This window comes from Neorhizobium sp. NPDC001467, from assembly GCF_050275975.1.
GTDB lineage: Bacteria > Pseudomonadota > Alphaproteobacteria > Rhizobiales > Rhizobiaceae > Neorhizobium.
Map to the genome: position 1 here is coordinate 222,132 of NZ_JBNNPS010000005.1, position 19,863 is coordinate 241,994.

At 61.7% G+C, this 19,863-nt stretch carries 21 protein-coding genes; 18 read left to right on the forward strand and 3 right to left on the reverse strand.

Features of this window, described 5'->3' with window-relative positions; all coding sequences use genetic code 11:
- Positions 1–14 precede the first annotated feature (14 nt).
- The 14 genes from alr (at position 15) to pip (ending at position 11,441) form a co-directional block, all read left to right on the forward strand.
- Positions 15–1,193, forward strand: coding sequence for an alanine racemase (alr, locus tag ACQKKX_RS12975; protein ID WP_427571194.1), 1,179 nt, complete (start codon positions 15–17; stop codon positions 1,191–1,193).
- A 78-nt stretch (positions 1,194–1,271) separates the two neighbouring features.
- Positions 1,272–1,586 carry a type II toxin-antitoxin system ParD family antitoxin gene (locus tag ACQKKX_RS12980; protein WP_427571102.1) on the forward strand — a complete coding sequence of 105 codons (315 nt, stop codon included), beginning with the start codon at positions 1,272–1,274 and terminating at the stop codon, positions 1,584–1,586.
- Positions 1,525–1,848 (forward strand): type II toxin-antitoxin system RelE/ParE family toxin, encoded by a 324-nt coding sequence (locus tag ACQKKX_RS12985; RefSeq protein WP_427571103.1) that lies wholly within the window; start codon positions 1,525–1,527, stop codon positions 1,846–1,848. Before ACQKKX_RS12980 ends, ACQKKX_RS12985 begins: the two co-directional genes overlap by 62 nt.
- Before the next feature lie 9 nt (positions 1,849–1,857).
- Positions 1,858–3,261: a DNA repair protein RadA gene (gene radA, locus ACQKKX_RS12990; protein WP_427571104.1), complete on the forward strand. Its 1,404-nt coding sequence runs from the start codon at positions 1,858–1,860 to the stop codon at positions 3,259–3,261.
- 136 nt (positions 3,262–3,397) lie between these two features.
- Positions 3,398–3,976, forward strand: coding sequence for a CvpA family protein (locus ACQKKX_RS12995; RefSeq protein WP_427571105.1), 579 nt, complete (start codon positions 3,398–3,400; stop codon positions 3,974–3,976).
- Between the two features lie 139 nt (positions 3,977–4,115).
- The gene (gene purF / locus ACQKKX_RS13000; protein ID WP_427571106.1) at positions 4,116–5,606 is read left to right on the forward strand and encodes an amidophosphoribosyltransferase; all 1,491 of its coding nucleotides are present in this window, start codon (positions 4,116–4,118) and stop codon (positions 5,604–5,606) included.
- 120 nt (positions 5,607–5,726) lie between these two features.
- Positions 5,727–6,467, forward strand: coding sequence for an SDR family NAD(P)-dependent oxidoreductase (locus ACQKKX_RS13005; RefSeq protein WP_427571107.1), 741 nt, complete (start codon positions 5,727–5,729; stop codon positions 6,465–6,467).
- Positions 6,468–6,547: 80 nt separating this feature from the next.
- Positions 6,548–7,093, forward strand: coding sequence for a hypothetical protein (locus tag ACQKKX_RS13010; RefSeq protein WP_427571108.1), 546 nt, complete (start codon positions 6,548–6,550; stop codon positions 7,091–7,093).
- Between the two features lie 104 nt (positions 7,094–7,197).
- On the forward strand, positions 7,198–7,368 hold the full coding sequence (locus ACQKKX_RS13015) for a hypothetical protein (RefSeq protein ID WP_427571109.1): 171 nt from the start codon (positions 7,198–7,200) through the stop codon (positions 7,366–7,368).
- Positions 7,369–7,561: 193 nt separating this feature from the next.
- Positions 7,562–8,947: a cysteine--tRNA ligase gene (gene cysS / locus ACQKKX_RS13020; RefSeq protein WP_427571110.1), complete on the forward strand. Its 1,386-nt coding sequence runs from the start codon at positions 7,562–7,564 to the stop codon at positions 8,945–8,947.
- A 67-nt stretch (positions 8,948–9,014) separates the two neighbouring features.
- On the forward strand, positions 9,015–9,509 hold the full coding sequence (locus tag ACQKKX_RS13025; protein ID WP_427571111.1) for a GFA family protein: 495 nt from the start codon (positions 9,015–9,017) through the stop codon (positions 9,507–9,509).
- Positions 9,506–10,012: a GFA family protein gene (locus tag ACQKKX_RS13030; protein WP_427571112.1), complete on the forward strand. Its 507-nt coding sequence runs from the start codon at positions 9,506–9,508 to the stop codon at positions 10,010–10,012. The genes ACQKKX_RS13025 and ACQKKX_RS13030 overlap by 4 nt, the downstream gene beginning before the upstream one ends.
- The gene (locus ACQKKX_RS13035; RefSeq protein WP_427571113.1) at positions 10,009–10,485 is read left to right on the forward strand and encodes a GFA family protein; all 477 of its coding nucleotides are present in this window, start codon (positions 10,009–10,011) and stop codon (positions 10,483–10,485) included. The genes ACQKKX_RS13030 and ACQKKX_RS13035 overlap by 4 nt, the downstream gene beginning before the upstream one ends.
- Positions 10,482–11,441: a prolyl aminopeptidase gene (gene pip / locus ACQKKX_RS13040; RefSeq protein WP_427571114.1), complete on the forward strand. Its 960-nt coding sequence runs from the start codon at positions 10,482–10,484 to the stop codon at positions 11,439–11,441. The genes ACQKKX_RS13035 and pip overlap by 4 nt, the downstream gene beginning before the upstream one ends.
- Before the next feature lie 85 nt (positions 11,442–11,526).
- Here pip and rarD read toward each other — a convergent pair whose 3' ends face one another.
- From rarD to ACQKKX_RS13055, 3 genes are all read right to left on the reverse strand, one after another.
- On the reverse strand, positions 11,527–12,444 hold the full coding sequence (gene rarD / locus ACQKKX_RS13045; protein WP_427571115.1) for an EamA family transporter RarD: 918 nt from the start codon (positions 12,442–12,444) through the stop codon (positions 11,527–11,529).
- Between the two features lie 107 nt (positions 12,445–12,551).
- On the reverse strand, positions 12,552–13,424 hold the full coding sequence (locus tag ACQKKX_RS13050) for a protein-L-isoaspartate O-methyltransferase family protein (RefSeq protein ID WP_427571116.1): 873 nt from the start codon (positions 13,422–13,424) through the stop codon (positions 12,552–12,554).
- Positions 13,425–13,588: 164 nt separating this feature from the next.
- A complete protein-coding gene (locus tag ACQKKX_RS13055; RefSeq protein WP_427571117.1) occupies positions 13,589–14,194 on the reverse strand; it encodes a TIGR00730 family Rossman fold protein in 606 nt (201 codons plus the stop codon).
- Between the two features lie 167 nt (positions 14,195–14,361).
- Here ACQKKX_RS13055 and ACQKKX_RS13060 point away from each other — a divergent pair, with 167 nt between their 5' ends.
- The 4 genes from ACQKKX_RS13060 (at position 14,362) to ACQKKX_RS13075 (ending at position 19,584) form a co-directional block, all read left to right on the forward strand.
- On the forward strand, positions 14,362–16,152 hold the full coding sequence (locus tag ACQKKX_RS13060) for a LysM peptidoglycan-binding domain-containing protein (RefSeq protein WP_427571118.1): 1,791 nt from the start codon (positions 14,362–14,364) through the stop codon (positions 16,150–16,152).
- 188 nt (positions 16,153–16,340) lie between these two features.
- Positions 16,341–18,230, forward strand: a complete 1,890-nt coding sequence (locus ACQKKX_RS13065; protein WP_427571119.1) for an ABCB family ABC transporter ATP-binding protein/permease — start codon at positions 16,341–16,343, stop codon at positions 18,228–18,230.
- A 17-nt stretch (positions 18,231–18,247) separates the two neighbouring features.
- Positions 18,248–18,388: a hypothetical protein gene (locus tag ACQKKX_RS13070; RefSeq protein ID WP_427571120.1), complete on the forward strand. Its 141-nt coding sequence runs from the start codon at positions 18,248–18,250 to the stop codon at positions 18,386–18,388.
- A gap of 173 nt (positions 18,389–18,561) precedes the next feature.
- Positions 18,562–19,584 carry an LLM class flavin-dependent oxidoreductase gene (locus ACQKKX_RS13075; protein WP_427571121.1) on the forward strand — a complete coding sequence of 341 codons (1,023 nt, stop codon included), beginning with the start codon at positions 18,562–18,564 and terminating at the stop codon, positions 19,582–19,584.
- Positions 19,585–19,863 lie beyond the last annotated feature (279 nt).

Consider the following 19,863-nt stretch of genomic DNA (forward strand, 5'->3'; position numbering starts at 1 on the left):
TTGCCATGAACGAGATGACCGACATTTCTGAAGCCGACGATTTCGACAACGGGGCTGATTACGATCCGTTCGACGTGGCGCCGGTGCGGCTGACGGTCGATCTCAGCGCGCTCACCGATAACTGGCGCGACATGGCACGACGTTCCGGCAATGCCCGCACCGCGGCCGTTGTCAAGGCCGATGCCTACGGTCTGGGGCTGGAGGACTGCGGCACCGCGCTCTACGAGGCTGGCGCACGCGATTTCTTCGTGGCCGTGCCGCAGGAAGGCGCAACCTTGCGCACCTATGCGCCCGATGCGCGCATATACGTTCTGTCCGGCATCTGGCCGGGCCAGGAAGAATTTTTCTTCGATCGCGATCTGGTCCCGGTTCTCGCTTCCGAAGAACAGCTTGCCTTCTGGATGTCGGTGATCGCCGATCGAGACGACCATCCTTGTGCGCTTCAGGTCGATACCGGTTTCAACCGCCTCGGGCTTTCCCTGGACGAGGCGCTGGCGCTGGCCGAAGACGTGTCCCGGCCGGCAAGCTTTTCCCCGGTTCTGGTCATGTCGCACCTGCATAGTGGCGACAACCCGTCTTCCCCCTTGAGCCGCGTGCAACTTGAAGCCTTTCAAAGGGTTGCCGGGGCTTTCGAAGGGATAGAGGCAAGCCTCTCCGCCTCGGCCGGCATCTTTCTCGGACCGGAATATCATTTTGACCTCACCCGTCCGGGCATTGCAGTCTACGGCGGCGAAGCGGTCAACGGGATGCCGCCGCTTAAGCCCGTCGCGAAGGCGGAAGCCCGCATCATCCAGATCCGCGAGGCCGCCGCCGGCTCGACCGTCAGCTACGGCGCCACCCATCAGCTGTCGCGCAACAGCCGGCTTGCCGTCGTTTCGGCCGGTTATGCTGATGGTTACCTACGCTCGCTCGCCGGCTCGGGCGTGCCGCTGCGCGCCGGCGGTACGCCGGGCGCCTTCGGTTTCGTCGGCAATACGCGCGTGCCGGTGCTCGGCCGCGTGACCATGGACATGGTGATCTTCGACGTTACCGACGTACCCGAAGGTGATGTTCGCGTGGGCGATTACATCGAACTCTTCGGACCCAACATTCCGCTCGATGAAGCTGCGCGCGCGGGCGGCACGATCGGTTACGAACTGCTGACCAGCCTCGGCCTGCGCCACGAGCGTCGGTATATTGACGCCAGCGACTGATCTCTTTCAATCCTTCTCGTCGCGGGCCTCTTGGAAGCCAATGGGGACCGTGATAGAAGAGAACAAAAGGAGATCGAAATGACCGAGATCCATCTTAGTGAACAGGACCAAGACTTCATCACAGAGCAATTGAAGGACGGGCAATACCGGAATGCTGAGGAAGTGATTGCCGCCGGGCTGCGCCTGCTCGGCAGCGAAGAAGGCCAAATTCAGGAGCTCCGCCACTTGATCCAGCAAGGCATTGACGACATCGATGCCGGACGGGTGATGACATTTGCAGATGCCGATGAACTGACTGCGCATATTTTGCAGATGGCGGAGGAACGGAAGGATGCGGCCGCGTCAGCTGAAAATGTCGTTCGAGGCCCTGAACGATCTTCTCGGCATCTATGAGTATATAGCCCAGTTCGACCCGATAGCCGCAAGGCGCTTCCTTGACGACATCAACGGCAAGATCGAATGGATGGCCAATCTCGGGATTACCGGAAGCCCACGCGATTTCATCCCTGATCTTCGTGCCTTTCCCTATCGGAAGCGCTGCATCTATTTCTTTATCGATAACGAGAAGCTGTCGGTCCTTCGCTTTCTGCATGGCCGGCAGAAAATCACGCCCGTCGACTTTCTGACCTTCTACCAAAACAAAGAAAAAGACTGACCCTTCCCCATGGCAAAACCCAAAACCCAATTCGTGTGCCAGAACTGCGGCACGGTGCATAATCGCTGGGCCGGCAAGTGCGAAGGCTGCGGCGAATGGAACACCATTGTCGAGGAAGATCCGATGGGCGGCATCGGCTCAGGCCCCGGCAAGGTGCCGAAAAAGGGCCGCGCCGTGACGCTGACCACGCTGTCGGGCGAAACCGAGGAAGCGCCGCGCGTCCAGACCGGCATATCCGAACTCGACCGCGCCACCGGCGGCGGCTTTGTGCGCGGCTCCGTCGTGCTGGTCGGCGGTGATCCGGGTATCGGCAAATCGACACTTCTGATGCAGGCGGCGGCCGCCCTTTCGCGCCGTAAACAGCGCATCATCTATGTCTCGGGCGAAGAAGCCGTAGCGCAGGTGCGACTGCGCGCCCAGCGTCTCGGGGCTGCCGATACCGATGTGCTGCTCGCCGCCGAAACCAATGTGGAAGACATTCTCGCCACCATATCGGAAGGCAAGCGCCCGGACCTGGTCATCATCGATTCCATCCAGACGCTGTGGAGCGACACCGCCGACTCGGCACCCGGCACGGTCACGCAGGTGCGCACCGGCGTGCAGGCGATGATCCGGTTTGCCAAGCAGACGGGGGCCGCCATGGTTCTCGTTGGTCACGTGACCAAGGAAGGCCAGATCGCCGGTCCCCGCGTGGTCGAGCATATGGTGGATGCCGTTCTCTATTTCGAAGGCGACCGTGGCCACCATTACCGCGTGCTGCGCACGGTCAAAAACCGCTTCGGCCCGACCGATGAGATCGGCGTGTTCGAAATGTCTGATCGTGGTTTGCGCGAAGTCACTAACCCGTCCGAACTGTTTTTGGGCGAACGCAATGCCAAGTCGCCGGGCGCCGCTGTGTTTGCCGGCATGGAAGGGACACGCCCGGTTCTGGTCGAGGTTCAGGCACTGGTGGCGCCGACTTCGCTCGGCACGCCGCGCCGGGCCGTGGTTGGCTGGGATTCATCACGCCTCGCCATGATCCTCGCCGTGCTCGAAGCCCATTGCGGCGTGCGGCTCGGCCAGCACGACGTCTATCTCAACGTGGCCGGAGGTTACCGCATTTCCGAGCCGGCTGCCGACATGGCGATTGCATCCGCACTTGTCTCCTCGCTTGCCGGCCTCGCCCTGCCCGCCGACTGCGTGTTTTTCGGCGAGATCAGCTTGTCGGGCGCGGTGCGCCCAGTGTCGCAGACGGCCCAGCGTTTGAAGGAAGCCGAAAAGCTGGGCTTTTCGGGCGCCATGCTGCCGGCCACGTCAGCCGAATTGCCGAAGGGGGCAAACGCGCGCTGGACGAGGATCGAGGACCTGCCCGATCTCGTCTCACGCATCGCCGGATCGGCAAAGAAGCTGGGGAAACAGGACGGTGAGGATTGATCTTCCGTTACCGAGGCGACTGATGTAAGAGGGCAGCGACAAGGACCTCCGCGCCTTTTCGGCACATGTCATCGGGCGACCAGATCGCCTTCGCGTTCCGGCCCCCTCGCCGCCCAAGTTCTGGAGTAGGTAGTTTATGCCCATCACGATTTTCGACGGTATCGTCATCGGCGTCACGCTTTTTTCGGCCGTGCTCGCCATGGTTCGCGGCTTTTCGCGCGAAGTGCTGTCTATCGCCAGCTGGGCCGGTTCGGTTGCCGCCGCCTATTACCTGCATCCGTTGCTGCTGCCCTATGCGAAGAACTATACCGCCGATGACCGCATTGCGCTTGCAGCGTCGCTCGGCATCATTTTCCTTGTCGCGCTGATCATCATCACCTTCATTACCACCCGGATTGCCGATTTCATCATCGACAGCCGTATCGGCGCGCTTGACCGGACGCTGGGTTTTCTGTTCGGCGCGGCCCGAGGCATTCTGCTGTTGGTCGTGGCGCTGGGGTTCTGGAACTGGCTGGTCGGGGCACAGGCGCAGCCGGACTGGGTGAAGCAGGCCAAGTCGAAGCCGTTCCTGGATTCGCTCGTCGCGCGCCTGGAAGCCGCCTTGCCGCGAGATATTGAGCCACAGATCCGCGCCCGTATCCGCGGCGAGGAACAGCCGGCCGAAGGTGCCCCCGAGGCAGCGCCTTCGGATGAAGCGCCGTCAACGAATAATTGACGATAAGTTTCGCTTGATTGGCAGCATGCCGTCACCATTTGTGTTATCAAGCATCTGAACAGAGCAAGGCCGGACAGCGGGACCCGATTCCCCCGCCCGGCCTATTCGTTTTCCCCTACCAAGGTAAAGGCCAGCAGAGATGAGTCAGCCGGTTTCGCAAGGCATTATCGATGATTTGGACGGCGATACGCTGCATGAGGAATGCGGCGTATTCGGCATTCTGGGGCATCCCGACGCGGCGACGCTGACCGCCCTTGGCCTGCATGCCCTTCAACATCGCGGCCAGGAAGCCGCCGGCATCGTCACCTTCGATGGGCTGCGCTTCCATTCGGAGCGCCGCATGGGCCTGGTCGGCGATCACTATACCGATCCGGCGACGCTCGCCAAACTGCCGGGCGACATTTCCATCGGCCATGTGCGCTACTCCACCACCGGCGAGGTGGCGCTCAGAAACGTGCAGCCGCTGTTTGCCGAGCTGGAAGTCGGCGGCATCGCGATTGCCCATAACGGCAATTTCACCAACGGCCTGACGCTGCGTCGCCAGCTGATCGCCGGCGGCGCAATCTGTCAGTCCACCTCGGATACCGAAGTCGTGCTGCATCTCATCGCTCGCTCGCGCTACTCCTCCACTGCCGACCGTTTCATCGATGCCGTCCGACAGATGGAAGGCGGTTATTCGATGCTGGCGATGACCCGCACGAAACTGATCGCGGCGCGCGATCCCACCGGCATCCGTCCGCTGGTGATGGGCGAACTCGACGGCAAGCCGGTCTTCTGCTCGGAAACCTGCGCGCTCGACATCATTGGCGCGAAATATGTGCGCGACGTCGAAAACGGCGAGGTCATCATCTGCGAAGTGCAGTCCGACGGTTCGATCTCGATCGATGCCCGCAAGGCCGGCAACGGTCAGCCGGAACGGCTGTGCCTGTTCGAATACGTTTATTTTGCACGTCCCGATTCGGTCGTCGGCGGCCGCTCGGTCTATGTGGCCCGCAAGAACATGGGCATCAACCTTGCCAAGGAAGCCCCGGTCGACGCCGACGTCGTTGTGCCGGTACCAGACGGCGGCACCCCGGCAGCGCTCGGCTACGCCCAGCAGAGCGGCATTCCGTTCGAATACGGCATCATCCGAAACCACTATGTCGGCCGTACCTTCATCGAGCCGACGCAGCAGATCCGCGCGCTTGGCGTCAAGCTGAAACATTCGGCCAACCGGGCGATGATCGACGGCAAGCGTGTCGTGCTGGTCGACGATTCCGTCGTGCGTGGCACCACTTCGCTGAAGATCGTTCAGATGATCCGCGATGCCGGCGCCAAGGAAGTGCATCTGCGTGTTGCCAGCCCGATGATCTTTTACCCGGATTTCTACGGGATCGACACACCGGACCGCGACAAACTGCTCGCCAACCAGTACGAAGACCTGGAAGCCATGTGCAAATATATCGGCTGCGACAGCCTCGAATTCCTGTCGATCAACGGGCTTTACCGCGCCGTTGGCGGCGAGGACCGCAACGACGCGCGTCCGCAGTTCACCGACCACTATTTTACCGGTGACTATCCGACCCGTCTTCTCGACAAGGATGGCGAGGCGGTTGGCCGCAAGGTTTCGCTTCTGGCCAGCAACGGCTGAGGCTGAGGCTGCGGCGGCCTGGACCGGTTCCCATCCGGGTACAAACACTTTAAAAGGCTGCGGAAACGCAGCCTTTTTCGGTTGTTGCAGCAAAAGCCGATGGCGGGGGGAACGGATAGCATGACGATCGACCTGAGGAACAGGATTGCGCTGGTCACCGGCGCATCGCGCGGCATCGGCTATTTCACCGCGCTCGAACTGGCGAAGGCGGGCGCGCATGTCATCGCTTGCGCCCGCACGGTCGGCGGTCTGGAAGAACTGGACGACGCCATCAAGGCAATCGGCGGCTCGGCGACGCTCGTTCCCTTCGACATCACCGACATGGCGGCCATCGACAAGCTTGGCGCATCTATTTTCGAGCGCTGGGGCAAGCTCGATATTCTGGTGGCGAATGCGGGCATTCTCGGCGTCATCTCGCCGCTTGCCCATGTAGAGGCCAAGGTGTTCGAGAAGGTGATGACCACCAATGTCACGTCGATGTGGCGTCTGATCCGCTCGCTGGAGCCACTGCTGGTCAGATCCGACGGCGGCCGCGCGCTCCTCCTCTCCTCCGGCGTTGCCACCAATCCGCGGGCCTTCTGGGGCGCCTATGCGATGTCGAAAGCGGCGGTGGAAACTATGGGCCGCATCTGGGCCGAGGAAATGGCGCATACCAACCTGAAGATCAATCTGGTCAACCCCGGCGCCACCCGCACGGCCATGCGCGCACAGGCCATGCCCGGTGAAGACCCGGAAACGCTGCCGCATCCCTCCGAGATCGCGGAAAAGATCCTGCCGCTGATGTCGCCGGAAATGACGGAAAGCGGCAAGCTGTTCGTTGTGCGGGAAAACCGGTTCGTGGAGTACCGGCTGCCCGCGTGATCTACCTGCCCCTTTTAAAGCCGGGGCTTTTATCTTGACCTTTCAAGCGTTACATTGCTTGCCACGGAAAGAGGCCTGTCATGAGCAACGCAGCCTTAAAAAGAAAAGTCGAAGACGTGGTTGCCGCTTGGCCGACAATACCGACCTTTGATCTATCGAAAATTGCCAACGATAACGAGAATCCTACTATCTCGACCGTCAGACGGCATACCAAAGTTGCTGGCCAAGATGTGGCTGAGTGGCGGGAGCAGATTTACGATCTCATCGACACGCTTGAACGGCTACTCACCCAGGCGGATCACGACGATGTCCGCACTGTGATGACGATGATTACGCCATTGCGCGAAAGTATCGAGACAGCCATTCAAAACCTCGTTTCTCTCCAGGACCCTGCTTCAGAAAAGTATTTTTGGCATGATGCTCTCACGTTGCTGGGAGGCAATGCCCTTAACGTAAGGATGCAGGACATTGAGCGAGAGGGGCGCGAAGCTATATTTGGCTGGCTGACAATGTGTGAAGACTGCAAGGATCGCCTTATGCGTGTGATATGGGACCATGATCCCGATCCTCGCGGTGGTCCAAAATTCGATAAAGCCGATAACCTGATTGCCTTCCTTGAAACCTGAGAGCGTTGCCCGTGCAGTTGAGTGCCTCGCCTCGCTTCACGCGCGCCTACAAAGCACTGCCGCAAGAAGCAAAGGAACAGGTTCAGAAGGCATTGAGGCTATTCATGGGAAACCCGCGTCACCCCGGCCTGCGTTTCGAAAAGCTCAAGGGCAGCGACTACCGCACCATCCATCCCGACCGCGGCAATTACCGGATCGTGTTGCGAGGCGAAGGCACCGCCTTTGAATTGGTCGACGTCGATCGCCATGACGTCGTTGATCGCAAGTGTGGCTAGCCTCCCCTTGACCGTCCCCTTGGGGCGCGCCATAACGACCACATGAAAACGACGATTTCCATCTGTGGGAACATTATCCGCTAGCGTTCGCGCTGGTCCGGTCGTTTTCGTCTCTCGAAAGCCTTGAAGACAAACGCCCCGGTCCGGTACCGGTGGTGGCATGCGCCTTCGAGCACCTTGGGAGATTTTTTCGATGAGCGTCACGCTCAAGCTATACAATACCTTGAACCGCGAGAAGACGGCCTTCCAGCCCATCGACGCCGACAACGTGCGCGTCTATGTCTGCGGCCCGACGGTTTATGATTTTGCGCATATCGGCAATGCTCGCCCGGTCATCGTATTCGACGTGTTGTTCCGCCTGCTGCGGCATGTCTATGGCAACAGCCACGTCACCTATGCCCGCAACATCACCGACGTCGATGACAAGATCAACGCCCGCGCCCTGCGCGATTTTCCCCACCTGCCGCTGAATGAAGCGATCCATGCGGTGACGGAAAAAACCGCCGCGCAATTCCACGCGGATGTAGCGGCACTCGCGTGCCTTGAGCCGACGGTCGAGCCGCGCGCCACCGACAATATCGAGCAGATGGTCGAAATCATCGAAAAGCTGATCGGCAACGGCCATGCCTATGTGGCCGAAGGCGAAGTGCTGTTCGATACGAAATCGATGGCGGATTACGGTCAGCTTTCCAGGCGACCGCTCGACGAGCAGCATGCCGGCATCCGCATCGCTGTCGATGCGCACAAGAAGAACCCCGGCGACTTCGTGCTCTGGAAGCTTTCAGCCGACAACGAACCGGGCTGGGAAAGCCCGTGGGGCCGTGGACGCCCCGGCTGGCATATCGAGTGCTCGGCGATGAGCGGTCGTTATCTCGGTGAGGTGTTCGATATCCACGGCGGCGGTCTCGACCTGATTTTCCCGCACCATGAAAACGAGATCGCGCAATCCCGCTGTGCTCATGGCACGCAGGTGATGGCCAATGTCTGGATGCATAACGGCTTCGTGCAGGTCGAAGGCCGCAAGATGTCGAAGTCCGACGGCAATTTCGTCACCATCAATCAGTTGCTGGCGACCGACGATTTCGGCGGCCGGCAATGGCCGGGCGAGGTCTTGCGGCTTGCGATGTTGATGACCCACTACCGCGAACCGATCGATTTTTCGGTAAAGCGTCTGGAAGAGGCTGAACGTCTTTTGGCAAAATGGCCTGCGGCAGAGGCATCTGATGCCGCGCCCTGCCCGATCGTCATCGATGCGCTGGCCGACGATCTGAACACGGTGGCCGCCGTGCAACGCCTGCATGCGCTGGCGCAGGAAGCCAATGCCGACGCAACGCTTTTGCCGATGTTTGCAGCAAGCGCGGCACTTCTTGGCGTGCTGCCGGAAAAGACCGAGGTAGACGAGGCGCTCGCCGGTGCTGTCGACGCGCTTGTTTCGATGCGGCTGGAAATGCTGAAGGCCAAGAACTTTGCCGAGGCCGACAAAATCCGCGACGAGTTGTCGGCCAAGGGCATCCAGCTCAAGGACGGCAAGGACGCGGCAACCGGCGAAAGGGTAACGAGCTGGGAGGTCAGGCGCTGAGATAATTCCGGTTGCGGTGTCTTGGGGCGCCACCCTATGGTGTTCTCCGATAGAGGAGGATGGAGCCGTGACTGGAAGGGCCTATAGCGGAGGCTGTCAATGTGGCGCCGTGCGATATCGTGCAACGGGAGAGATCGGCTTTCCGCATGTGTGCCATTGCCGCATGTGTCAGAAGGCGGCCGGTAATTACTTCATGCCATTCGGCGGCATCGGCCACGAGAATTTCACACTGATGAGGGGCGAGCCGACCTGGTTCCAGTCTTCCGACAGCGTCAGGCGCGGGTTTTGCGCCCGGTGCGGTACGCCGCTGTTTTACGATGGCGGCAGCGATCATATCAGCATCACGCTCGGTTCGCTGGATGACCCCGAAAGCGTCCGACCGGCGTTGCAGACCAATCTTGCCCGCAAGATGCCCTGGTTCGCGGAGCTTGCCGTCCTTCCCCACGATAGCAGCTTTGACGTTTCGCCGTCGAACGATGCCGGAAATGACGCCGGCAGCCGTCAGCATCCCGATCACGATACGGCCGACGACGCCCGCTGGCCGATGGTGACGAAAGAATGACCGGGCCTGTCCATACCGGCGGCTGCCAGTGCGGCGCCATTCGCTTCCTGATCGAGGGTACGCCCGGCCAGTCCTCCATCTGTCATTGCCGCATGTGCCAGAAGGCATTTGGTGCTTACTACGCGCCGCTGGTGTCCACTGGGGGACAGACTTTCGCGTGGACGCGCGGGGCACCGAAATATTTCCAGTCATCCAATCATGTGCGCCGCGGTTTTTGCGGCAATTGCGGCACGCCGCTCACCTACGAGGCGGCGGATGGCATCGCGGTTGCCGCCGGCGCATTCGATGACCCGGCAGGCCTGCCGCCGGTCGTCCAGTATGGCATCGAGGGCAAGCTGCCTTTCGTCGACCGTCTTCATGCCTTGCCCGGCCATGAGACGATGGACGACATCGAGGACGCACCCTTTCTGGCCGACCTGACATCCAACCAGCATCCCGACCACGAGACCGACACCTGGACGCCGGTGATCGCAACCGGCGGCAACGAGGAAGAAAAGCAATGACCGAGCAAGTCAGAACGGGCGGCTGCCAGTGCGGCGCGGTGCGCTTCAGGGTCCATGGTGCGCTGGGGCGTGCCTCGATCTGCCATTGCCGCATGTGCCAGAAGGCGTTTGGAGGCTTTTTCGGCCCCCTGGTCACCGCACCGGAGGGCGGAGTCGAGTGGACCCGTGGCGAACCGAAATATTTCCAGTCTTCCGTCAATATCGACCGCGGCTTTTGCGAAAACTGCGGCACGCCGCTGACCTATCGCACCCCTTCCGGCCTCGATATCGCCATCGGCGCCTTCGACGAACGGGGAGACCTCGCACCGGTCCTGCAGGTCAATCACGCTTTCAAGCTGCCATGGGTGGAGACGATTTTCGATGCACCGGTGCATGGCGATGCCGGCTACTACGCACGCCAGGAGCAGATCATCTCCTTCCAGCATCCCGACCACGACACCGAAAACTGGCCTGAAAGAGGTTTGCATCTGTGACCGAAATCCTGCGTACATTCTATCCTGAGATCGAACCTTACGAGCGCGGTCATCTCGATGTCGGCGATGGCCATGTGATCTATTGGGAACGGGTCGGCACGAAAGGCGCCAAGCAGGCCGTCTTCCTGCATGGCGGACCGGGCGGCGGCTGCACTCCGGCTCAACGCCGGCTGTTCGATCCCGCGCTATACGACGTATTGCTGTTCGACCAGCGCGGCTGCGGGCGCTCGACGCCGCATGCCGGCCTCGAAGCCAACACGACATGGCATCTGGTCGCCGATATTGAGCGGCTGCGGGGCATGGTGGGTGTCGACAAATGGCAGGTGTTCGGCGGGTCCTGGGGATCTACGCTGGCGCTCGCCTATGCGCAGACCCATCCCGAGCGGGTAAGCGAACTCGTTCTGCGCGGCGTCTACACGCTCACCAAGGCCGAAATGGACTGGTATTATCAGTTCGGCGTCTCGGAAATGTTTCCGGATAAATGGGAGGATTTTATCGCACCCATTCCCGAAGCCGAGCGCCGTGACATGCTCGCCGCCTATCATCGCCGCCTGACCGGCACCGACAGGGGCGAGCAGATCCGTTGCGCCAGGGCATGGAGCGTCTGGGAAGGCTCGACCATCACCCTTCTGCCCGATCCGGGACTGACCTTAAAACACGACGAGGAGCACTTTGCGCTCGCTTTCGCCCGCCTTGAAACGCATTATTTCATGCATGGCGGCTGGCTGGAAGATGGCCAGCTTCTGCGTGACGCCGCCAAGCTCAAGGGCATTCCCGGCACGATCGTGCATGGGCGCTACGATATGCCCTGCTCGCTGAAATATGCCTGGCAGCTTTCCAAGGTCTGGACCGAGGCCGACTTTCATATCGTCGAGGGCGCGGGACATGCCGTCTCCGAACCGGGCATCACCGACCGGCTGATCCGTGCGACAGACCGGTTTGCAGGCAAGGCCTGATCGTCACCACCGGTCGCCGCCCCGCTCTACCGGCCGGGGCGGCGACCGCCTGAGGAATTGTCCGGGTAGCGCAGCGAGCAACCTTTTAGACCGAGCGCTTCCTCGCGGCCTTCAGCATGCCCCAGGAATACACGGCCAGCGCCGACCAGATGAACAGGAAGGCGATCAGCTTCACCGTGCTCAGCGGTTCCTTGAAGGCGAAGATGGCGATCAGGAAGATCATCGTCGGTGCAATATATTGCATGATGCCGATGGTGGAGAGGCGCAGCAGCTTGGCGCCGTTCGCATAGATCATCAGCGGGCCGGCGGTGATCGGACCGGCCAGCATCAGGATGAACGTATCGTAGCCGGTGCCGTTGAAGAGATGGCCCTGCCCCGTCCATTCCAGATAGACGATATAGGGCAGGAACGGAATGCTGATGAGCAGGACTTCCAGGAAGAAGCCCTGGTTGGGGCCGATCGGCAGGGTCTTGCGAAACAGCGCGTAACAACCCCAGGTGAAGGCGAGCCCCAGCGAGATCCACGGCAGCCCACCCGATCCGACCGTCAGGATGACGACGCCGATAGCGGCAAGGCCGATCGCCGCCAGTTGCACAGGGCTGAGTTTCTCGCGCAGCACCACGGCCGCCAGGAAGAAGCTGAACAGCGGATTGATGAAATAGCCGAGCGCGCCTTCGAGGGCGTGATCGTTGGCGATCGCCCAGACGTAGATGCCCCAGTTGACCGTGATGAAAGCCGCCGTGACGCAGGCCATGCCCAGCATGCGCGGCGTGCGGATTGCCAGCTTCAACTCCTCGGTCCGTTTCAGGATGAGCAGGACCGCCCCCGCCACCGGCACGGACCACAGGGCGCGATGGGCCAGCACTTCGAGTGGCGGCAGGTGCGACACGGCCTTGAGATAGAAGGGCAGAAAACCCCACATCAGGTAGGCGGCGAGTGCGAAGGCAAAGCCACGCGGCGTGTCCTCGTTCCTAACCTGCGGTGCGGTGCTGTCGGTTGCCATCGATGATACTCCATGCTGAATGGCCCGCTTCTAGACCGCAAACGGCACGCCAGCCAATTCATTCGGTTGAAGCTTACATTCAGCACGGGCATGAATGCGAGGCGTCGCTAGACCTCGTCAAACGACAATCCCCACGGCTCTTCGCCATACCATTCCGCGCCGCGGGCCGGTGCCTGCCAGCGAAAACTGCGCACCCGGGACAGGCCACCGCCCTTGAAGGCCTCGGTCAACGCCGCATGGCGCCCCTCCGGCGGAGGTTCCGTATCCTCCGCCCAGATGAAGGAGACGGGCGCGAGGAAACGCGCACCAAAACTGCCGGCGCGCCGGTCGATCATCAGGAAGGCGGCCCAGCGGCTGAACGTCGCCCGGCTGCCGGGCGCAGGAACACCGAAGGGAAACAGCAGCCGGCCACCCACGGAAAGGGTCTCGACCCACAGCGCCGGTGGATGATCGAGCGCGAAATTCGCATAGATCACATCCGCTTCGCCTTCGACCCAGCCTTGCCGCAGGGCATCGGCGTGCACGACTTTGGCCTGATCCAAGCCGGCAAGCGCCGCATGGGCGCGATCGACAAGCGCACCATCATATTCGACGCCGATCACCCGGCCGCTTTCCCCGACGAGTTCGGCCATGATCGCGGTATAGTAACCGGTGCCCGCCCCCAGATGCACGACCGTCTCCCCCTCCCGGATGCCGAGACGGTGCAGGGCGAGCGCGTGGAGCGAGGGCATGCCGTTATTGACGCGGCGAAAAGCATCCAGGCTTACCACCATATCCTGGTAGAGCATGGCGGGGTCGGAGGAAGCCAGTTCCTTGTACTGTTGCAGATCGCTCACAAGCCAGGGCGGCGGACCGAGAAAATCCTCCCGCCGGACCTTGGCGAAAGCCGTTTCCAGCCTTTCATCGCGGGCTATTCCAGCCTTGGCCAGGATCTGGCGGGCATAGAGCGCACGGTGGACATTCTCATCGGGATCGCCCATGGGTCATCACCTCCCTCTCTGGTTGTCTCAGATGATCGCAACAACCGTGCAAAAAGCAATGGCCGTCCGTCGGGATTGCCCTCGACTGCGCCGCAAAGGACCGCTTCCAACGTTTGATCGCGACGACGGCCGACCGGCCCGGGCAGCTCCGTCACTGCTGGCGATCAAAGCCTGGAAATCACGTCCTCCCGTCCGGCGAACACGCCACCATCGGCGGCGTGCGCAAGGATGGCGGGCACGATCTGCTCGACATCGGACAGCACCAGTGGCTGCACCAGGTGCGCGCGGTGGATGAAGCCCTGGTCGCGCATGTGACCGACCAGATCGAGCATCGGTTTCCAGAAGCCGCCGATATCGGCAAAAACCATCGGTTTTTCATGGCGACCAAGCTGCGCCCAGGTCATGATCTCGACGATTTCCTCAAGCGTGCCGATACCGCCCGGCAGGGTGACGAATGCGTCCGCCCGCTCGAACATCTTGTGTTTGCGCTCATGCATGTCACGAGTAATGATCAGGTCGTCGAGCTGGCCAAGCGAATGACGGGTTGCCTCCATATCGACAAGAAATCCCGGGATAATGCCAGTCACCTGCCCCCCGCTGGAAAGGACGCCCGCCGCGACCGCACCCATGATGCCCTTGGTGCCGCCGCCATAGACGAGGCGCAAGCCGTGGGCAGCGATGGATTTTCCCAATGCGCGACCGGCCGCCACGTAGGCGGGGTCGCGTCCGGGCTGGGAACCGCAATAGACGCAGATGGACTGGATGGGCAAGGTTTTCTCCGCTTGTCGCTTCTTCTTCACGCGTGACGACGCACAAACGTCAAAATTGACCGCAAAGAGCAGGAAGAGCAAGGCAGAAATCCTTGAAAAGCTTGTGAAGGTTGCATGAAAGCGCTATTTCCCTTTGATGCGGCGGCGGTTCCGTCGGGAGAGAACTGATGTTGAGAAATCCTGCCGGCTGGCTGGCCCTGAGTGTCCTTGCCATCGCGACCATCGTGATGGTGTTCTTCATCATGCCCCGCATTTCCTCCGACATAAAACCGCTCGGCGCGGCCATCAACGAGGCTGGTAGAGAGGTGGAGGAGGCCGTCGCCCAGGGCGGCAAGGCCGCTCAGGATCTCGTCGAACCGGCAGCGTCGCAAAACCGGACAACAGCGTCCAATACCGCCCCGTCGGCAAGCCAGAAAACCGCGGCAGCGGAGACCACGCCGCCGCAGGCCACGGCACCGGCTGCGCGTGGCAGCGAGACGACAGTATCCGATGCGCCGACATTTGACGTCCTGCGTGTCGAGCCTGATGGCTCTACCGTGATCGCCGGCCGCGCCGTGCCGGGCACGACGCTGGAAGTGACCGACAGACAAACCGTTCTGGCCAAGGCCGATGTTGCCAATGGCGGTGAATTTGCTGCCATTCTAGACAAACCGCTGCCGCCCGGGGATCATGAGCTGATCCTCAAGGTCAAGGGCAAGGACGGCAAGGTGATGACGTCCGAAGAGGTCGCGACGATTTCCGTGCCCGCGGCAAAGGGCGGCGAGCTGCTCGCCATGGTCACCAAGCCGGGCGAGGCCAGCCGCCTGATCGCCACGCCCGCAACCGGTGAAATCTCCGCCGCCCGCACCGAACGCGTTGGCACGCCGACTGATACCGAAATGCCAACGGTCGCGGCTCCGCCCGTATCGCCCGAGATTGCGCTTGCTGCTCCCGCTGCCGGCAATTCCGCAGCTAAAACCGAGGTCGCCGCCCAGAAGCCGGACAGCCAGAACCGGGACATTCAGGTCACCGCCGTCGAGGTGGAGGGCGACCGTCTTTTCGTTGCCGGCATTGCCCGGCCGCAGGCCAAGCTGCGTGGCCATGCCGACGATACCGTGATCGGGACGGCCGTGGCGGCCGGCAATGGCCATTTCGTCATCGATGGCAAAGTGCCGCTTTCGGTGGGCGACCACCGCATTGCGGTCGAGCAGATCGGCCCGGACGGCAAGGTCGTCCTGCGTGTCGCCGTTCCTTTCAACCGTCCGGCCGGCGATCAGGTCGCGGCCGTTGCCAGCCTTTCGGCTTTGCCGCCCGGCAAGGTGATTGCCCCGATCGACGGGGGCGCCTTCGACCGTCTGCGCAATCAGGTTGCGCGCGCCCATGACATCCTCACCGGCCTTTATGCCAACGGCGCGGTACCGACGGTCGAGCAATTGGCCGCCGCCCGCTCCGCCACCGCCATCGCGCTCACGTCGCTGGTCCAGTACCGTCTGCCGGCCGATGCGAGCAGCGAAGCCCGCCGCATCGCCGACATGACCATCGCCCAGGCGACCGCCGCACTTAGGGCCGTCGAGGCCCTGCCACGCGATGTCGCCGATTTCGGCAAGGGTCTCAGGGACATCAACACCATCATCGCCACCGCCGTCGGCCCGATTGTCGACACGCCGCCGAGCCAGGCCGGAGCGACGGGGACCGAAGTCGCGACCATGCCTTCGGGCGATGCCCGCACCATCGAGCAGGCACCGCTGACGCAGAGCGAGAATGCCTCCGTCATCATCCGCCGTGGCGATACGTTGTGGCAGATATCCCGCCGCGTCTACGGTCAGGGCGTGCGCTACACGACGATCTATCTTGCCAACGAGGACAAAATCACCAACCCGGACCTGATCCAGCCCGGGCAGGTCTTCGGCGTGCCGGATGCGGCGCGCCCGGATGCCGAGGAGTTGCATCGCAAGCGGATGCAGCAGGGTAAATCCTGACCGCAGTCACAGCGAACGTCATGATCCCTGCCTCTCCGGCGGGGATTGTCGTTTGAGGCGGCTTGGCCGGTGGCACATCGGCACCACAAGCCAAGTTTCATGACCATGTCATTGCATCCGTGCGCCTTCGCGCCTATGTCCGCGACATAGCGCTCCGCGTACCCCTCGCCTCCCGGGACCAGCATTTCATGGCATCGAAAAAGAAGACCGTTTCGGCGGATAGCGGCAATCCGCTCGGCACACTCGTCAACCTGTGGCCCTATATGTGGCCGACGGGGCGTGCCGATCTGAAGGCGCGCGTTCTGTGGGCGACCTTTTATCTGGTGCTGGCCAAACTCGTCCTGCTATCCGTGCCCTATTTCTTCAAATGGGCGACGGACGCACTGAACGGCAGGCTCGACATGGCCGGCATCCTGCCCGCCTTCCTGCTCGGCGCCGTCGTGCTCGTCGTCTTCTACAATCTGACCCGGCTCTTGCAGGTGGGCCTCAACCAGCTGCGGGACGCGCTGTTTGCCTCCGTCGGCCAGCATGCGGTGCGCCAGCTCGCCTACAAGACCTTTGTGCACATGCATCAGCTGTCACTGCGTTTCCATCTGGAACGCAAGACCGGCGGCCTGTCGCGCATCATCGAGCGTGGCACCAAGGGCATCGAAACCATTGTTCGTTTCACCATCCTCAATTCGGTGCCGACGCTGCTCGAATTCGTGCTGACGGCGATCATCTTCTGGGCGGCCTACGGGTTCTGGTACGTGGTCGTCACCGCCGTCACCGTCTGGGCCTATATCTGGTTCACCATCAAGGCGAGCGACTGGCGCATCGCCATCCGTCGCTCGATGAACGACAGCGATACCGAGGCCAATTCCAAGGCAATCGATTCGCTCCTCAATTTCGAAACCGTCAAATATTTCGGCAACGAGGATATGGAAGCCAGACGCTTTGACGCCTCGATGGTCAAATATGAGAAATCGGCGACGGAGGTCTGGACTTCGCTCGGCTGGCTGAACTTCGGCCAGGGCGTCATCTTCGGCCTCGGCCAAACCGTCATGATGGTGATGTCGGCGCTCGCCGTGCAGCGGGGCGAACAGACGATCGGCGATTTCGTTTTCGTCAACGCGCTTCTGATGCAGCTGTCGATCCCGCTCAATTTCATCGGCTTCGTCTACCGCGAAATCCGTCAGGGCCTGACGGATATCGAACAGATGTTCGATCTTCTCGAAGTCGAGGCGGAAGTGGTCGACCGTCCCGGCGCACAACCGCTGGCGGCCGGCCAGGCTGCGATCGCCTTTAACGATGTTCATTTCGCCTATGACCCCGAACGGCCCATCCTGAAAGGCGTATCCTTCGCCGTGCCGGCCGGCAAGACGGTGGCGATCGTCGGCCCTTCGGGTGCCGGAAAATCCACCATATCCCGCCTTCTCTATCGCTTCTACGATGTGCAGCAGGGGTCCGTCACCATCGACGGGCAGGACGTGCGCGATGTCACGCAGGCATCGCTTCGCGCCGTCATCGGCATGGTGCCGCAGGATACCGTGCTGTTTAACGATACGATCGCTTACAATATCCGCTACGGTCGCCCCGCCGCCAGCGACGAGGAAGTCCGGGCGGCCGCCGATATCGCCCAGATCGGCACATTCATCGAACAACTGCCGGATGGTTTCGAAACCAAGGTCGGCGAACGCGGGCTAAAACTGTCGGGCGGTGAAAAGCAGCGCGTGGCGATCGCCCGCACCGTGCTCAAGGGCCCGCCAATCCTCATTCTCGACGAGGCGACCTCGGCGCTCGATACCACGACCGAACACGAGATCCAGTCGGCGCTCGATGTGGTCTCGAAAAACCGTACGACGCTGGTGATCGCGCACCGCCTGTCAACCGTCATCAATGCCGACGAGATCATCGTGTTGCGGGCCGGCGAGATTGCCGAACGCGGCACGCATGCCGCTCTGATCGAACAGGGTGGCCTTTACGCCTCGATGTGGAACCGCCAGCGCGAGGCCACGCAGGCGGAAGAACATCTGCGCCAGGTGCGCGAAAACGACGATCTCGGCGTGGTCCAGCGTGGTCAGCCGGCCGGCGAATGAGCCGCAAGGGGAAAATCATGAAAAGCAATCGCAAAACCAGGCTGATCGTGCTCGGCAGTGTCGGCATCGCCTACGCGCTGGTGCTGATCTTCTGGGGCTCTCCGCTTCTGGCATTCACCACCTGGATGGGTTGGGTCGATCCGCAGGCGGCCCGATGAGGTAGCGCGCTGCAGCAGACGCAGCGGCGACGCACTGTTCACCGCGTCGCAACTGTGAACAGGCCGGCCTCTATGCCATCTGTGGTGCAACATTCAAAGAATGCGCAGCATGGCGATCGGTGACGAAGACGGATCTTCGTGTGGTCGTCATGTTAGCCAACAAAGGCAAAGTCATGAAGAAGATCGGCTTTCTCTCTTTCGGCCACTGGTCGCCCTCCCCGCAATCCGGCACGCGTTCGGCCGGTGATGCCCTTCTGCAATCGATCGATCTTGCGGTCGCCGCCGAAGAACTCGGCGCGGACGGGGCCTATTTCCGCGTTCACCATTTTGCCCGGCAGCTGGCTGCGCCCTTCCCGCTGCTTGCGGCTGTCGGCGCAAGCACGAAAAAGATCGAGATCGGCACCGGCGTCATCGACATGCGCTACGAGAACCCGCTCTACATGGCGGAGGATGCCGGCGCCGCCGATCTGATCTCGCAAGGCCGCCTGCAGCTCGGCATCAGCCGTGGCTCGCCGGAACAGGTGGTCGATGGCTGGCGTTATTTTGGTTATCAGCCGGGCGAAGGGGAAAGTGAAGCGGACATGGCGCGCCGCAATACCGAGATCCTGCTGGAAGTTCTGAAAGGCAACGGTTTCGCCCAGCCCAATCCGCGGCCGATGTTTCCCAACCCGCCAGGCATGCTGCGACTCGAACCGCATTCCGAAGGTCTGCGCGATCGCATCTGGTGGGGTGCAGGCTCGAACGCGACGGCCGAATGGGCGGCCAAGCTCGGCATGAACTTGCAGAGTTCCACGCTCAAGGACGACGAGACCGGCGAGGCTTTCCACATCCAGCAGGCCAAGCAGATCCGTGCCTATCGCGAAGCTTGGAAGGACGCCGGCCATACGCGCACGCCTCGCGTCTCCGTCAGCCGCAGCATCTTTGCTTTGGTGGACGACCGTGACCGCGCCTATTTCGGCAATGGCGGAAAGGAAGACGATTCGATCGGTTTCCTCGACGAAAAGACCCGCGCCATCTTCGGGCGCTCCTATGCCGGCGAGCCGGACAAGCTGGTCGAGGATCTGAAAAAAGACGAGGCGATCGCCGAGGCCGACACGCTGCTCCTGACCGTACCGAACCAGCTGGGCGTCGATTACAACGCGCATGTCATCGAGGCGATCCTGAAGCACGTCGCGCCGGCCATGGGCTGGCGTTGAGCGGAAAAGCTCGCGTTTTCGCAGCTCTAAGTCGTTGACTTGTCTCGGCGCCACGCTCCATCTTGTCCAGGACGAGAGGGGCGCTGGCGCCGAGGATGAATGCGTTATAAGCATTTATCGCGTCCAGCATCACTGGCAACGTGCCAGCGGCAAATGCTTACATATCAGACTTCCTGCCGTGGCGCCGCATGCCGGCGATGTTCAATAATCCGTCGTCCGTGCGCGAGGAGTTCTGTCAACAGGGCTGGCCCAGCATTTTCGGAACTACATTGCCGTGAA